This is a genomic window from Bacillus sp. KICET-1 (assembly GCF_027721405.1).
GTDB classification, from domain to species: Bacteria; Bacillota; Bacilli; order Bacillales; family Bacillaceae; genus Bacillus; species Bacillus velezensis.
In genome coordinates this window covers 1,577,254-1,591,859 of record NZ_CP113515.1, presented here as the reverse complement: position 1 = coordinate 1,591,859, position 14,606 = coordinate 1,577,254, and the positions used below count along the sequence as shown (strand labels likewise).

The following is a 14,606-nucleotide window of genomic DNA, read 5'->3' as shown; positions in this document are numbered from 1 at the left end:
TTATTCATATGAACGCCGCCCTTCCCATCTTCTGCACCAAAAGAGGCCGGCCAGACATAATATCACTATAGAAAAATATAACATTATTTCTCCGAATCTCATATCGTATCTTACATAAGGGAGGAACTCTTTTTTGACTTTGTCAAAATGCAGCAGTCCTGCAAGGCCTGAAAGCCGCACGCTCCATGCCCACGGGAAAAAACGCCAGATGATATCGCCAAGTCCCGTATTCATGAGCGCCGCCATTAATAATCCCGCACCCCCTAAAAGCCCGGACGGTCCCATGCCGTACTTTACGCCGACAAAAAAAGACATCATATAAAGCGGAATACTGCCGGCAATCAGCCACGCCCCTCCTTTTAAAAACGTAAGATAGGGGAGATCATTGATGTGAAGAACAAATTTCATCCCCGCCAAATAAAGACAGATGGCGAGACCTGCCGATAACACATTCAATAGGAGCAGCAAAAGCAGCTTGCCCGCAAAACTGACGATTTTCGAATACGGCACCGCCAGCATCATCTGAAAATGGCCCGCCTGTTCCTCAACCGAGGCAGACATCCCGCAGACAATACTGATGATTAAAGGGTATAAAACAGCAATCGCGCTGAAAAACACACTGTACAGCATATAAGGCTCCTGAACCCTTCCATACATATACAACAGGAAAAATCCCGCGCATAAAACCGGCGCCGCAGCATGCATCCATATGAGCGGCGTGCGCTTCATTTTTAATACATCGGCCCACATATATCGTAAAAGCACGGTCATGACCGGTTTCCCCCTTTTGCAAAAGACACTGCGGAAATCAAACTTATTGCGATAAAAGAAAGGATAGAAAGAATAATAGCCGGAAAGATCACGTTTCCGTTTAATAAGCCGCTGTCTGCGGGAAGCGGAATTCCGTTCGGATGGATCCCGAGAATCGGTGACATCACCCGGACTGACCAGCTCCATGGGCTCAGCCACCACAATGAACCGGACGCCGGCACAATACCCAAAACAAAAGCGGCGATCATATTCACGAGAATGACTGCCGTAAATCCGAACTGTCTGGCAATCCATAAGCAGAACGGAATTTCCCAAAGCGTCGTCAGCCATAAAAGGGAGCCTGCTTCAACGCCTTTCAGCTGCAGCGCAGCAATTCCCGGAAATACAAGGCCAAGTAAAAACATGATGATGAAAAAAACGATTTGCGACAGGAGTGAATACAGCGCGATCAAGCTTATTTTTGAGAGCCATATGCTTTTTAAATCTGCCGGCAATGAGTACACCGCGCGGTCATTCGCAGATTTTTTCTCTTTTTTAACAGATAAACCGCACATTAGAGAAATCATGAGCGGCATGAAAATAACCGCCCACCAATTGAACGTGCCCGTCATAAAATAAGCCGTATTCAGCAGAAAAGAAAAAGCCGTGTTCAGAAGCGGAATCAGAATGATGAGCTTTCTGATAAATGTTCTTTTAGATGTAAGATGTTCCGCCTGCATGTACTGAATCATTTTCCTGTCCCCGCTTTCTCCCGTGTTGATTTGACTACCTCCAGAAACAACTGCTCCAGATCATCTTCCCGGCTGATTTCTCCCTGATATCCTAAAACGCCGTCACTGATGATCCCGATATGGTCTGCGATCTGCTCGACTTCTGATAACAGATGGCTTGATAAAATAACCGTCATGCCCTGTCCGGGGAGGGAGCGGATAAATTCCCGCAAATCCTGAATTCCCATCGGGTCCAATCCGTTTGTCGGCTCATCAAGAATTAAGAGCGACGGACGGCTTAATAATGCTAACGCAATGCCGAGACGCTGTTTCATTCCCATGGAAAATTGTCCGGCGCGCTTTTTTCCGGTTCCCGTTAATCCCGTGATTTCCAGCACTTCCGCAATTCTTGAATCAGGCAGTCCGAGCATCACGCAGCGGACTTTCAGATTTTCAGCGGCTGTCAGGTTGCTGTAAAGCGGCGGCGCTTCAATCAGGGAACCGATGCTTTTCAAGTCTTCGCGCTTCCATGTATGTCCGTCGAACAGGACCTCGCCGGATGTTTGCTGCAGCATGCCGGTCAATATTTTAAGTGTTGTTGATTTTCCCGCGCCGTTCGGACCGAGCAGGCCGTATATACTGTTGCGTTTTACTGATAGAGACACATCAGCCACTGCCTGTTGTCTGCCGAATGATTTTTGCAGCTGTCTCGTTTCTATGATGTTGCTCATTTGATTACCCCTCTGCTTTGTTATTTGATAAGTAAGACTTTACAGCGCAGTTATCAAAATTTAATCAAGAAATCAAAAAAAGCATCCTTCCCGCGGAAGAATGCTTTTTTTCATGAGGCTGAGCGTACGATCAGCTTTCTTTTTTGTTTTTTCACCGGGCTGAGGGCTCGTTCCAGCCACGCCATCAGCAGGTCTGCGGCCACCGCCATCAGCGCGGTCGGGATGGCGCCCGCCAGAATAATGGCGGTTCCGTTTGTCGCGTTCGATCCTCTGACGATCATATCGCCGAGGCCGCCCGCCCCGACGAAGGTGCCGATCGCCGTGATGCCGATGGCAATGACGAGCGCCGTTCGGAGCCCCGCCATAATGACGGAAAGCGCAAGCGGCAGCTCCACCATACGAAGGATTTGGTATTTCGTCATGCCCATCGCTTTTCCCGACTCGAGATAAGCGTGCTCGATATTGATAATGCCCGTGTGCGTATTTCTGAGAATCGGCAGCAGGGAATACAAAAACAAAGCCGTGATGACCGTATTGGCGCCGAGTCCCATGACAAGCATCAGGACGGCGAGCATCGCCAGCGCCGGAACGGTTTGAATCACATTCGCCACAGCAAACACCCAGCCGGAGAGACGCCCGTGCCTGGCTGTCACAATTCCGGCCGGAATGGCGAAAACGGCGGCGAAAACGACGCCGTACGCCGACATGAGAAAGTGCCGCCAGCACTCATACAGAACATAGCTGCCGTTTTGAGCGTAATACGTAAATAGCTCCTTCATCGTGTCCATCCGCACATCTCCTTTCCGTTATTCAAAGTAATGATGTTTTTCTAAATATTCCTTGGCCACGACGGACGGCTCTTTTAATCGGCCGTCAACTTCGTAATTCATTTTCTGCATCATCTTTGTATCAATCGCGCCGATCATTTTATTGATCACGCCCTCCAGTTCGGGATGCTCTTTTAATACTTGATCCGGAACGACGGGTGAACAGTCATACGGAGGAAAGAACCGCTTATCATCCTTCAGCGTTTTCAGTCCGTAAGCGATGATTCTTCCGTCGGTGGAATAAGCGAGCGCGATATCCATCTTTCTGCTTTTCAGCGCGTCGTAAACGAGGCCGATCTGCATCGGATACGTGCCTTCAAATGACATTCCGTATGTGTTCATAAAATCCTGATATCCGTTGCCTCTCAGCTTCATCCAGTAGTTATCTACGCCGAATTTCAGATGAGACGCTTCTTTTTTGACATCGGATACCGATTCTAAATGGTACTTGCGGGCAAGCTGTCCGGAAACGGTAAAGACGTATGTATTATCAAAGCCGTAAGAATCAAACCATTTCATGTCATATCTGCTTTGAAATTCACGCTGAACGAGCCGCAGCGCTTTGTCCGGGTCTTTTTCCGGGTCCATGCGAAGCGTCCCGGTCAGCGCGTCACCTGTATAGCGCGTAGCGGCGATATCAATATCACCGTTGATCAAGGATTGCTGCTGTACGGCGTTGGAACCGAGATTTTTAATAACGGATGTTTTCAACCCGCTGTGATGTTCGATCATCTGTCCGAGCATGCTCGCGATGATTTCTGATTCGGTCATGCTTTGCGCGCCGATTTTAATGGTATCCTCCGATGCGGCGCTCAATCCCGGGAGCGAGCATCCGCCAAGGAGCAGCATGCCGATACAGGCGATTGCGAGCAGCCGTTTTTTGCATCTATTCCCCATGAGAGACCTCCTCCTTATGAAGCATCCTTTATGCTCTTCAGCCCGTCAGGCGTGACTTTCCGTTCTGTCATCCCCAGCATGTAATCGACGGCGGCCGCCAGCACTGTGACCGGAACGGCGCCTGCGATAATATACTCCGGCTGATAAAGGTTCAAGCCGATAAAAATGTAATCTCCCAGCCCGCCTCCGCCGATAAAGGAGGCGAGCGTCGCCCAGCCTATTAAATAAATCGAAGACGTCCTGATGCCCGCCATGATGACCGGAGCGGCAAGCGGGAGCTCTACAAGCCTGATCTGCTCCCATGCCGTCATGCCGATTCCTTTTCCCGATTCCAGAAGATGCCGATTGACGCCGAGAATCCCCGTATACGTGTTTCTGAGAATCGGCAGCATGGAATAGAAAAACAGCGCCGCAACGGCCGGGACCTTTCCTACGCCTAAAAGCGGAATAAAAAACGCAAGAATGGCAAGGCTCGGCAAGGTTTGAATGATGTTGACGATGCCGATGACGGCGCCGGCTCCTCTTTTCATCCTCGTCAGCAGGACGCCGAGCGGAACGGCGGCGAGAATGCCCGCCATGACGGCGATTAATGAGATGTATAGATGCTCCCATGTTTTATAAAGCATCTCTCCTCCATTTGCCTGTAAAAATTGCACGGTCTGATTCATATCAATTGAAGCCTCCTCATGACATCACCGCGAGCTGATTCTCTTCTCCCCAGATGGAGTCATAGACGATGTCAACGAGGCTTGCCCTTGTCACGATTCCCGTTAATCGGCCGGCTTCATCAAGGACCGGCACAAATTTCATGCCTCTTTTTAAAATTTTATGGACGGCGTCGCGGAGCAGAGTGCCGCTTCTGACCGTGTACAGATCCCGCTCAAGCACTTCCGCGACGGTTACCGCTTGTCTTCGTTTGCGGTCAATCATCTCCACATCGACATAACCTTGGAGAACGTTCTTTTCATCAATGACGAGCAGCGAATCCACCCGCTCGGCACGCATCAGCTGAATGGCGGCTGACAGTGTTTTCTCAGGTGTTACCGTCACGGGATCGGGATTCATGATCTGCTCCACCCGTTCAATATCAGGGCTGGATGATTGAATCAGCCGTTCCTTGCCGATAAACTCCTCAACAAATTCATTCGCCGGAAATCTAAGAATCTCATCAGGCGTTCCGGCCTGGACGATTTCTCCCGCTTTCAGAATGACGATTCTGTCCGCAAGCTTGATGGCTTCGTCCATATCATGGGTAACAAATACGATGGTTTTATGTAAGGTTTTTTGCAGTTTTTTAAATTCTTCCTGAAGGGAATCTCTCGTAATCGGGTCAAGCGCCCCGAACGGTTCATCCATTAAGATGAGCGGCGGCTCTGCGGCAAGTGCCCGTAATACACCTATTCGCTGCTGCTGTCCTCCGCTCAGTTCATGAGGGTAACGGTCTAAATATTCAGGCCCCATATCAACGAGCTTTAAAAGCTCCCGCGCCCGTTCCTTCCGTTTTTCGTCAGGATGCTTTAAAAGCTTCGGAACGAGCGTAATGTTCTGCTGAATGGTCATATGCGGAAACAGCCCGATCTGCTGGATGACATAGCCGATGCTTCTTCTGAGTTCCACCGGGTCTTGTTCCATAATGTTTCGGCCCTCTATCAGGATTCTGCCTTCTGTCGGTTCAATTAAGCGGTTGATCATTTTCATCGTCGTCGTTTTGCCGCAGCCGCTCGGTCCGATAAAACAAATAAATTCGCCTTTGGCGATATTCAGGTTGATGCTGTTGACGGCTTTTTTCCCGCCTTTATACATTTTCGAGACATTTTCTAATGTCAGCAAACACTTACACCTCCATGATTAAGTTTATTCAATTCGTTAAATTCAAATTTAACTTTTCAGACAATTGAACGTTTCCCATTATAAATTAAACTTTGTAAATTAAAAAGTTTACAATTTGTCCATATTATATATAAAGGTTGTGTAAGCACTGATTAACCCGTATTGACCGGCAAAGTTCTTCTTATTGCTCCGGATTACTGCCAAATTCTCTCGGAAGAGCATTTCCGCCGGTTTAAAAATGTGGTATATTGACATCGGAATTGCTGACTGAAAGGATTGAAACTGTTGGAGAAAGATCCGTTACACGTAATCGAACAAGCTGAAGATCATTTGATAGAACGAATCGCTGAAAATATGCATACATTCGGAATGCCCGCGACGGTGGGGCGCATTTTAGGCATTATTTATATGAACCGCAAGCCGATGACCTTAACTGAATTATCAGAAGCGACCGGCATGAGCAAAACGAGAATGAGCCAGGCGGTCCGTGAAATGCTTGACGTCAATCTGGCGGAAAAAGTGTTTGAAAAAGGCGTCCGCAAAGATTTATACGACGTCGAGCAGGATTATTACCAAACCTTTATTACGCTGTTTACGGCCACATGGAGCAAGGTCGTCAGCAAAAATAAAATGATGCATAAAAAGCTGAACCGCGAACTGACAGCCGTCCTTGAAAACGGCGTGCCGGAAGAAGCTGAGGAAAAAATCAACGAACTGCTGAAAGAATTAAAGGATTGGCTTGATTACTACAACTGGATCAGCCGTCTGATCGAGTTTTTTGAAAGCGAAGAAATATTCAAGCATGTTCCGAAGCCATAAGAAAAAAACGCCCTGACCCGCAAGGCGTTTTTTTTTCATGCCGCATTCGGCGCTTTGGTTCGTTTTTTCTTTCTCACCGGACTCAGCGCCCGCTCCAGCCATGCCATCACAAGATCTGCGATAACGGCCATCAGCGCTGTCGGAATGGCGCCGGCCAAAATAATCGCGGTTCCGTTCGTGGCGTTTGAGCCCCTGACAATGATGTCACCGAGTCCGCCCGCGCCGACAAACGTTCCGATTGCCGTAATGCCGATCGCGATGACAAGGGCCGTCCGCAGCCCCGCCATGATGACGGAAAGCGCAAGCGGCAGCTCCACCATGCGGAGCACCTGAAATTTGGTCATGCCCATCGCTTTTCCCGATTCAAGATAAGCATGTTCAATGCTGGCGATTCCGGTGTACGTATTCCGGATGATCGGAAGAAGCGAATATAAAAACAGCGACAAAATCACCGTATTGGCGCCGAGCCCCATGACGAGCATCAGCACCGCAAGCATCGCAAGCGCCGGCACGGTCTGAATCACGTTTGTCACCGCGAATATCCAGCCGCTTAATGTTCTGTATCTGGCAATGAAGATGCCGAGCGGAATCCCAACGATCGCCGCAAATAAAACGCCGTATACCGACATGAGAAAATGGCGGTAAAACTCCTGAAGCACATAGACGCCGTTTTGAGAATAATAAGTGCCGAGCTGCTGCAGCACTTCCATTTGCCCCACCTCATTTCTTATTCAAAATAATGATGTTTCTCCAGAAATTCTTTAGCGACGACGGACGGTTCTTTCAGCTTGCCGTCCACCTCGTAATTCAATTCCTGCATCGTTTCCGTATCGATTTTGCCGATCAGTTTATTCACAATGCCCTTCAGTTCAGGATGCTGCTTCAGCACGCTGTCGGGAATGACCGGCGAACAGTCATACGGCGGGAAAAACTGCTTGTCGTCTTTTAAAATTTTCAGATCGTACGCTTTAATCCGTCCGTCCGTTGAATAAGCGAGGACGGCGTCCATTTTCCCGTTTTTCACGGCATCGTATACAAGTCCGATCTGCATCGGATAGGTTGTGCCGAATTCAAAGCCGTACGTGTCGGTAAAGCCTTTATAGCCGTCACCTTTTCTTTTCAGCCACGCATTGTCTACACCGAGCTTAAATTGATCGGCATGCTTCTTAATGTCGGACACTTTGTCTAAATGGTCTTTTTCCGCAAGCTCTTTCGTGACGGTAAAAGCGTATGTGTTCTCAAATCCGTAAGAATCAAACCATTTGTAATGGAAGCGTTTCTCAAATTCCTTCTGGACGATGGCTAATGCTTTTTTCGGGTCTTTTTCCGCTTCCATGCCGAGGGTGCTCGTTAAATCCGTTCCCGAGTAGCGCGTCGCGGCGATATCGATTTCACCGCCGAGCATCGCCTGCTGCTGGACATAGTTCGATCCGAGGTTTTTAATTAATGCCGTATTCAAGTCTGTATTGTGTTCAATCATCTGTGCGATCATATTGGCGATAATTTCTGATTCCGTCATGCTTTGCGCCCCGATTTTGATCGTATCATCGGAAGCCCCGCTCAGGCCGGGAAGGGAACAGCCGCCTAGAAGCAGAGCAGCCGACAGCGCCAGTGCGCACATCCATCTCTTTTGGTTTTTTTTCAAAACAGCCAACTCCTTATGATACTTCCTTCAGTCCTTTCAGCCCTTTCGGCGTCACCTTCCGTTCCGTCGCCGCCAGCAGATAATCAATGATAATGGCTAAAATGGTGACGGGCACGGCGCCGCCGATAATATATTCAGGCTGATAGAGATTCAGGCCGATAAAAATATAGTCTCCGAGCCCGCCGCCCCCGATAAAGGAAGCAAGCGTCGCCCAGCCGATCAGATAAATGGTGGATGTGCGGATGCCCGCCATGATCACCGGAACCGCAAGCGGCAGTTCCACAAGCCTGATCTGCTCCCAGACCGTCATCCCGATGCCTTTTCCCGATTCCAGCAGATTTTTATTTACGCCTTGAATGCCGGTATACGTGTTCCGGAGAATCGGCAGCACCGAATAGAAAAACAGCGCGACGATCGCGGGCACCTTTCCCACGCCTAACAGCGGGATAAAAAACGCCAGTATCGCGAGACTCGGCAAGGTCTGCACAATGTTGACGGCACCGATGACGGCGCCTGCGCCCTTTTTCATTCTCGTCAGCGCCACTCCGAGCGGAACGGCGACGACAATGCCTAATATGACGGCGATGATCGAAATGTATAAATGCTCCCACGTTTTATATAACAGTTCTCCGCCGTTCGTCTGCAAAAACTTGATCATTTCATTCATTGTAAGCGTTCCTCCCCTTGTCAGCCTGTCACCAGCTGGTCTTCCTCGCCCCAGATTGAATCGTAAACGATGTCGACAAGGCTCGCTCTCGTGACAATTCCGACTAAATGCCTTTGTTCATCAACGACGGGTACATATTTCATTCCGCGCTTTAAAATTTTGCGTACGGTATCGCGCAGCAGTGTCCCCTGCTCGACCGTATACAGATCAGAGCGGAGCACGTCGCCGACGAGACTCGCTTTTTTCCGGTTCTGATCAATGATTTCGACATCCACATATCCTTGCAGCACATTCAGGTCATCAACGACAAGCAGGGAATCGACACGGTGTTCCCGCATCACCTGTATCGCCTGCGAAAGCGTTTTGTCCGCCGTAACGGTGACAGGCTTTTTGTTCATCATCTGCTCGACGCGTTCTATATCCGGTCTTGATTGCAATAACCGTTCTTTGCCGATAAATTCTTCGACAAACTCATTAGCCGGATTCCGGAGAATGTCATCAGGAGTGCCGGCCTGAACGATCTCTCCCGCTTTTAAAATGACGATCCGGTCAGCCAGCTTAATGGCTTCATCCATATCGTGTGTTACAAACACAATCGTTTTATTCAATGTTCTTTGCAGTTTTTTGAATTCTTCTTGAAGGGAATCCCGCGTAATCGGATCAAGCGCTCCGAACGGTTCATCCATAAGAATAAGAGGCGGTTCCGCTGCAAGGGCGCGCAGCACGCCGATTCTCTGCTGCTGTCCGCCGCTCAGCTCGTGAGGATAGCGGTCTAAATATTCCGGGCCCATATCGACGAGCTTCAAAAGCTCCCGTGCCCGTTCCTTCCGCTTTTGTTCCGGCCATTTCAGCAGTTTCGGCACGAGGGAAATGTTCTGCTGAATGGTCATATGAGGGAAAAGTCCGATCTGCTGAATGACGTAGCCGATTTTCCGTCTCAGCTCCACCGGGTCCTGCTCCATAATGTTTTCGCCATCGATAAAAATCTTACCGGATGACGGCTCAATCAGTCTGTTAATCATTTTCATCGTCGTCGTTTTTCCGCAGCCGCTCGGCCCGATAAAACAAATAAACTCGCCTTTTTCGATATTTAAATCAATGCTGTTGACAGCTTTTTTTCCGCCTTTATAGACTTTCGATACATTTTCTAATCTCAGCAATCCGTGCACCTCCGAAGGGTTCCGTTATTTTTCTGAAAAGTATAATCTTTATTATAAGATGAAATTTGTAAAATAAAAAGTTTACAATGTGTTGAAATTATATACAATATACGTATTTTTTCATGTTATCCCGCTGACAATGCGGATGTTCTTACAATCGCTCCCGATAGCTCGCATATCCTGCCGCATCATCTTTTTCATCAACTGTAAAAAATATGATATATTGTCAGCATGAAAAGCCAGTGAAGGGATGATCAGCCGTGGAAAAAAACGCTCTTGATATCATCGGGCATGCTGAAGAGCATCTCATTGAGAGAATCGCCGAGAATATGCATACATTCGGAATGCCGGCCACACTTGGACGTGTGCTCGGTATTATTTATATGAACCGCAAGCCGATGACGTTAAATGAGCTGTCAGAGGCGACCGGGATGAGCAAAACGAGGATGAGCCAGGTGGTCCGCGAAATGACCGATGCCAATCTGGCTGAAAAAGTGTTTGAAAAAGGCGTTCGGAAAGACCTTTACGACGTCGAGCGTGATTATTACCAGACGTTTATCTCCCTGTTTACGGCAAATTGGACAAAGGCGGTCAGCAAAAACAAAATGCTCTATAAAAAGCTGAACCGTGAGCTGACTGAGCTTCTGGAATCGGAAAATCTCAGTCCCGATATTGAAGAAAAAGCCCGCCAGCTTTTGGATGAACTGACGGATTGGCTCCATTATTATGACTGGCTGAGCCGTTTGATAGAATTTTTTGAGAGTGAAGAAGTGTTTCAGCATGTGCCGAAAATAGAAAAAAGCAGCACCCGAAGATAACCGGGCGCTGCTTTTTTAAGTCAGGAAACCAATATCGGGAACATGCCTTTCAGACCGGCGCCGATCATGCCGATCGCCACCACCGCCAAAATCAGCCCCATCAGTCGGGTAATGACGTTCATTTCGGTTTTCCCGAGCTTATTGCTGATGAAAGATGAATAGTGAAAGAAGATAAACGTCATCGCGATGACGGCCGCAATGCCGATAAGCACGCTGATGTAATGGATGATGCCGCCATGGCCGGCCGATAGACTCATCACCGTCGCGATCGTACCGGGACCGGCGATAATCGGAATCGACAAAGGCGTCACGGATATATCGGCTTTCTCCTTGCTCTCCCCTTTCTCTTCATGATGGAGAGACTGTACATGAGATTTCTTCGCGTTCAGAAGATTATAAGCGATGCCGAAAATAAAAATGCCGCCCGCGATACGTAAGGCATGAATGTTAATGTCAAACAGTTTAAAGATCAGATGGCCGAAGATTAAAAAAGCCGCCAAGATGATAAACGACAGCACGGAAGCCTTGCGCGCAATCGCTGTCCGTTCTTTCTCCGAGTACCCTTCCGTCAGTGAAAGAAAAATCGGCACGTTTCCGATGGGATTGGAGACTGCAAACAGTGAAATGAAGACATGAATGATGAATGAAAACATGCGTACCTCCTTATGGCTTGCCGTTATTGAGTTATGTTTTGTTCTCCGCTGTTTCTTATGCATGGTTTTTACCCCGGGGTCTGCTTTTTATAACCTCAGCCGGACGGTCCGGAAACAGAAAAAAACCGTCCTTGTAAGGACGGTTTTTTTTGTTTGCTATCTCCATAAGCCTTTTCCGAATTTCAACAGCCGATAAAGCATTTTCAATTTTTTTAGCATGCGTTAATTTCCTTTTTCACTCTGAATCAATGCGCCGAGAGACATGATATCTATCAGCTCCATTAAAATTCTACCATAATGGGTACGTTTTCTCTATTATCAATTCATAGAGAAAGTGATTTGTATATCTTTAGAAAACTCCGTTACATCCGCCCTATTTTCTTTTATAATGTAAATATTGAACAAAATCCCTATATTACTTGTAAAAGGAGTTTTAGAATGTATTGTTCTCAATGCGGCCATCATACTGATGGCGGAAAGTTTTGTGAAAAGTGCGGGGCGCCCCAGCCCGGGCAGGGAGGCGCAGGCCAAACGCAAGGCCAGGCCGCTCAGGCCGGCGCCGCGGCTAAGCAGGCTTCAAAGCAATTTGCCTTATTCGTGCTTGATGTGTTAAAGAGACCGTACCAAACATGTAAAACGACAGGCGGCGAACAGCTTGTCAGCAGCATCATCAACATGGTGCTTTTCTGCCTGGTGACGCCGATTATGTTTTATATTCTCCTATCAGACGGCTTTCGTGACGTCAGTTTTACCGCGGTTGTGATCAAACCGGCGCTTACCTTTGCATTATGCGTTTTCTGCCTGTATCTCTTGATTTTTATCGCTTTGAAGGCCGGCGGCGCGCAGGTGTCATTTAAAGATTCGCTGTCCAGATTCGGGGCCTTTTTGATTCCGTTTACAGCTATTTTGCTTCTTGCCCTCATTTTTATGCTGCTTCATACAACCGTTTGCTTCACCATTCTGGCTGTCGGTCTTTTAGGAGCGGCGTTTGCCGTGCCTCCGCTCATGCTGGCGAGCTATCAGCATCAGCTCACTACTAAGGCGGATATCATTTATTCTGTTATCGTCATCTATTTGATCATTTGCGTAACGTTTCAATTCACGATCAAGCATTATATAAAAGAACTCATGAATTATTTCTTCTTTTAAAAACGGAAACCCCCGCCGCCTGATTGGCGCGGGGGTTTTTTTTATTGAATGGATGTTAAATAAATTCTTCCGTCTTTAACAACGCCGCCATACGTCCAATTGTATGTTCTGAGCTTCGGACTGCCGCCGGCTTTCGTAATATAAAACTCCTCGTACGTGTGAATCGTCAAATGGGAGCCTTTCTGTGAAAAGCTTTTGACATTCACTTCATTAAATACTTCGGTCGTCCCCTCGCTGTGCAGTTTTTTGACCAGTTTCTGCTGATCAGCATACAAAGGGCTCCCCTCTTCTAAATTGCCCGCCATGATGGCAAAATTGTTAAGGCTGACGGCGCTTGATTGATTTGTCAGGTAATCAGTCATAAACGATGTGACTTGCTCGTTTGTCACGCTGGCTGAAGCTGTGTTTCCTTTGGATGATGCCCATGCGGATGTATAGGTTTTCGGCTGGTCATTTTTTATTTTTTTTACATTTGTCCCGGAAGAATCTGAGGCAGGGTCAGCTTTTTCGAAAACCCATTTTTTATGTTTTGTATCATATGAGAGTACATAATGAAAGCTCGGCTCAGCCTCTTCCATATCAGGCTTCGTATTCCCGTCGAAATAAGCAGACTCATGAAGCTCTTTACCCGTAACAGTTACTTGCCAGCGGCCGTTCTCTTGAGAAATCGCAAATGAATCCAGATCAAAGCTTGTCTCTTTATACTGATCCTTCAAAAAGGTGCCGGAACTCTTCATGCCGGATACCACTTCTTTCGTCTGCTCTTTCCAGGCGGAACCAGCCTCGGTCATCTGATCGGTATTTCCGTCTGCCATCGCTTTTGTATACTGCTTCGTTGTTTTGACAATCGTGTCCATGATTGTTTGTTGTGTATCTTGATCCGGGATAAGCGTTAAGTCCACATCAGTACTGTTGATCGGAACATCGGCAGTTTTCATTTTCCCCCAAGGAAAATCAGCCTCCACGGCGGCTGTCATGGAACCGTCAGTTAAGAGCGGACCGTATGTAACGGATGTAAACGGATCTTTATGGACGGACTTGCCGTTTATCAGCAGATCGCCTTTCGCGCTTTTGAAGCTGTCTGCCGGAGTGAATGTCACATCCTCGGCGTCTAACGGCAGGTCAAACTCAACATTCCGGCTGCCGGCCGCCTCTGCCTCTTGCTTTTTGACAACGTCAACCGTCTCATTTTTAAGCTTGGCTTCCGCCGTGTAGACACCGGGTGCATACGGGCCGAAGATTTGGGTTTCATCGGCTTTTTTGACCGTACCTGTTTTCTCGCTGTTGATATAAAGATCGGCGCCTTTATAATTGCTTGTGACGCGGAAATAAACCGGATCGACTTTCAGTTCGTAATGGTCAAACAAAAGAAGGGTTTTTCCCTCTTTTTTGACGTATACCGCATCTTTTTCTGATGAATTGCCGCGAAGCGATGCCAGCAGTTCATCGTGTTTCTTTGCGTATGCAAGGAGCGGTTTGACATTGGTCTCATTCAGCTTCAGTTTTTTGTCTGAAGGAGTGAGCAGGGCTGCGAGCTTTTTCGTGTCCCCGTCATGAACCGCCTGTTCGAATTGATCTGTGAGCCTTTTTTCAGATGTCAGCCAGGCTCCGGTTTTATATGCGGCAATCAATAAGATCAGCGCTGCGGCAATGCCTCCCCATAGGAAGAGCGTTTTTTTAGGGATCGGCTTTCTCGGCTGTGATGCGGATTCAGCCGCCTGCCGCTCCAGCCGGCTTCCTTTCCCGATCGGTTTTCCGCATTCTTTACAGAAATGCGCCTCTTCGTTGTTCTGCTGGCCGCAATACTTACAAAAAGACATGACTTTCCTCCTATTCAATCTGCAAAACTTGTATAACTTTTCCTATGTTTCATATTTTATAATAAAGTAGAATGATTTTGGAGTTATTTTGAAAAATAGCTGTCGATCA

16 protein-coding genes are annotated in these 14,606 nt (G+C 47.8%); 3 read left to right on the top strand and 13 right to left on the bottom strand.

Annotated elements, in window-relative coordinates; translation table 11 throughout:
* The 7 genes from OVA33_RS08110 to OVA33_RS08080 all read right to left on the bottom strand — a co-directional run bounded on the left by OVA33_RS08110 (position 1) and on the right by OVA33_RS08080 (position 5,766).
* Positions 1 to 771: a lantibiotic immunity ABC transporter MutG family permease subunit gene (locus OVA33_RS08110; protein WP_128974119.1), complete on the bottom strand. Its 771-nt coding sequence runs from the start codon at positions 769 to 771 to the stop codon at positions 1 to 3.
* Entirely contained in the window at positions 768 to 1,502 is a 735-nt protein-coding gene (locus OVA33_RS08105) for a lantibiotic immunity ABC transporter MutE/EpiE family permease subunit (protein WP_017418902.1), read from the bottom strand. Before OVA33_RS08105 ends, OVA33_RS08110 begins: the two co-directional genes overlap by 4 nt.
* Positions 1,499 to 2,212 carry a lantibiotic protection ABC transporter ATP-binding protein gene (locus OVA33_RS08100; protein WP_022553802.1) on the bottom strand — a complete coding sequence of 238 codons (714 nt, stop codon included), beginning with the start codon at positions 2,210 to 2,212 and terminating at the stop codon, positions 1,499 to 1,501. Before OVA33_RS08100 ends, OVA33_RS08105 begins: the two co-directional genes overlap by 4 nt.
* Before the next feature lie 110 nt (positions 2,213 to 2,322).
* Positions 2,323 to 3,000 carry an ABC transporter permease gene (locus tag OVA33_RS08095; protein WP_021494139.1) on the bottom strand — a complete coding sequence of 226 codons (678 nt, stop codon included), beginning with the start codon at positions 2,998 to 3,000 and terminating at the stop codon, positions 2,323 to 2,325.
* 18 nt (positions 3,001 to 3,018) lie between these two features.
* Entirely contained in the window at positions 3,019 to 3,936 is a 918-nt protein-coding gene (locus tag OVA33_RS08090; RefSeq protein ID WP_017418899.1) for an osmoprotectant ABC transporter substrate-binding protein, read from the bottom strand.
* Positions 3,937 to 3,950: 14 nt separating this feature from the next.
* Positions 3,951 to 4,604, bottom strand: coding sequence for an ABC transporter permease (locus OVA33_RS08085; protein WP_017418898.1), 654 nt, complete (start codon positions 4,602 to 4,604; stop codon positions 3,951 to 3,953).
* 16 nt (positions 4,605 to 4,620) lie between these two features.
* Positions 4,621 to 5,766 (bottom strand): betaine/proline/choline family ABC transporter ATP-binding protein, encoded by a 1,146-nt coding sequence (locus tag OVA33_RS08080; RefSeq protein ID WP_017418897.1) that lies wholly within the window; start codon positions 5,764 to 5,766, stop codon positions 4,621 to 4,623.
* A 285-nt stretch (positions 5,767 to 6,051) separates the two neighbouring features.
* On the opposite strand from OVA33_RS08080, the gene OVA33_RS08075 reads away from it, so the two are divergent.
* Positions 6,052 to 6,585: a GbsR/MarR family transcriptional regulator gene (locus OVA33_RS08075; RefSeq protein ID WP_003151660.1), complete on the top strand. Its 534-nt coding sequence runs from the start codon at positions 6,052 to 6,054 to the stop codon at positions 6,583 to 6,585.
* Between the two features lie 35 nt (positions 6,586 to 6,620).
* Here OVA33_RS08075 and opuCD read toward each other — a convergent pair whose 3' ends face one another.
* Genes opuCD through opuCA form a run of 4 tightly spaced genes read right to left on the bottom strand, consistent with a single transcriptional unit; the run spans position 6,621 to position 10,057 of the window.
* On the bottom strand, positions 6,621 to 7,295 hold the full coding sequence (gene opuCD / locus OVA33_RS08070; RefSeq protein ID WP_017418896.1) for a glycine betaine/carnitine/choline/choline sulfate ABC transporter permease OpuCD: 675 nt from the start codon (positions 7,293 to 7,295) through the stop codon (positions 6,621 to 6,623).
* Between the two features lie 17 nt (positions 7,296 to 7,312).
* Entirely contained in the window at positions 7,313 to 8,206 is an 894-nt protein-coding gene (gene opuCC, locus OVA33_RS08065; protein WP_088056564.1) for an osmoprotectant ABC transporter substrate-binding lipoprotein OpuCC, read from the bottom strand.
* Between the two features lie 37 nt (positions 8,207 to 8,243).
* Positions 8,244 to 8,897, bottom strand: coding sequence for an ABC transporter permease (locus tag OVA33_RS08060; protein WP_003151654.1), 654 nt, complete (start codon positions 8,895 to 8,897; stop codon positions 8,244 to 8,246).
* A 20-nt stretch (positions 8,898 to 8,917) separates the two neighbouring features.
* A complete protein-coding gene (gene opuCA, locus OVA33_RS08055; protein WP_003151651.1) occupies positions 8,918 to 10,057 on the bottom strand; it encodes an osmoprotectant ABC transporter ATP-binding protein OpuCA in 1,140 nt (379 codons plus the stop codon).
* A 260-nt stretch (positions 10,058 to 10,317) separates the two neighbouring features.
* Between opuCA and OVA33_RS08050 the strand changes: the two genes are divergently transcribed.
* The gene (locus OVA33_RS08050) at positions 10,318 to 10,875 is read left to right on the top strand and encodes a GbsR/MarR family transcriptional regulator (RefSeq protein WP_014418904.1); all 558 of its coding nucleotides are present in this window, start codon (positions 10,318 to 10,320) and stop codon (positions 10,873 to 10,875) included.
* Between the two features lie 20 nt (positions 10,876 to 10,895).
* On the opposite strand, the gene OVA33_RS08045 is transcribed toward OVA33_RS08050, so the two are convergent.
* Positions 10,896 to 11,528, bottom strand: coding sequence for an NAAT family transporter (locus OVA33_RS08045; RefSeq protein ID WP_025649294.1), 633 nt, complete (start codon positions 11,526 to 11,528; stop codon positions 10,896 to 10,898).
* A gap of 438 nt (positions 11,529 to 11,966) precedes the next feature.
* On the opposite strand from OVA33_RS08045, the gene OVA33_RS08040 reads away from it, so the two are divergent.
* Entirely contained in the window at positions 11,967 to 12,677 is a 711-nt protein-coding gene (locus OVA33_RS08040; RefSeq protein ID WP_014418906.1) for a hypothetical protein, read from the top strand.
* Positions 12,678 to 12,718: 41 nt separating this feature from the next.
* On the opposite strand, the gene OVA33_RS08035 is transcribed toward OVA33_RS08040, so the two are convergent.
* Positions 12,719 to 14,497, bottom strand: coding sequence for a zinc ribbon domain-containing protein (locus OVA33_RS08035; protein WP_025649296.1), 1,779 nt, complete (start codon positions 14,495 to 14,497; stop codon positions 12,719 to 12,721).
* Between the last annotated feature and the right edge of the window lie 109 nt (positions 14,498 to 14,606).

Excerpts from the sequence above, each read along its gene's own strand:
- OVA33_RS08100 (WP_022553802.1), bottom strand. The coding sequence starts at position 2,212 with ATGAGCAACATCATAGAAACGAGACAGCTGCAAAAATCATTCGGCAGA.
- opuCC (WP_088056564.1), bottom strand. The coding sequence starts at position 8,206 with ATGTGCGCACTGGCGCTGTCGGCTGCTCTGCTTCTAGGCGGCTGTTCC.
- OVA33_RS08035 (WP_025649296.1), bottom strand. The coding sequence starts at position 14,497 with ATGTCTTTTTGTAAGTATTGCGGCCAGCAGAACAACGAAGAGGCGCAT.
- OVA33_RS08105 (WP_017418902.1), bottom strand. The coding sequence starts at position 1,502 with ATGATTCAGTACATGCAGGCGGAACATCTTACATCTAAAAGAACATTT.
- OVA33_RS08110 (WP_128974119.1), bottom strand. The coding sequence starts at position 771 with ATGACCGTGCTTTTACGATATATGTGGGCCGATGTATTAAAAATGAAG.
- OVA33_RS08045 (WP_025649294.1), bottom strand. The coding sequence starts at position 11,528 with ATGTTTTCATTCATCATTCATGTCTTCATTTCACTGTTTGCAGTCTCC.
- opuCD (WP_017418896.1), bottom strand. The coding sequence starts at position 7,295 with ATGGAAGTGCTGCAGCAGCTCGGCACTTATTATTCTCAAAACGGCGTC.
- OVA33_RS08090 (WP_017418899.1), bottom strand. The coding sequence starts at position 3,936 with ATGGGGAATAGATGCAAAAAACGGCTGCTCGCAATCGCCTGTATCGGC.
- OVA33_RS08060 (WP_003151654.1), bottom strand. The coding sequence starts at position 8,897 with ATGAATGAAATGATCAAGTTTTTGCAGACGAACGGCGGAGAACTGTTA.
- OVA33_RS08040 (WP_014418906.1), top strand. The coding sequence starts at position 11,967 with ATGTATTGTTCTCAATGCGGCCATCATACTGATGGCGGAAAGTTTTGT.
- OVA33_RS08085 (WP_017418898.1), bottom strand. The coding sequence starts at position 4,604 with ATGAATCAGACCGTGCAATTTTTACAGGCAAATGGAGGAGAGATGCTT.
- OVA33_RS08095 (WP_021494139.1), bottom strand. The coding sequence starts at position 3,000 with ATGGACACGATGAAGGAGCTATTTACGTATTACGCTCAAAACGGCAGC.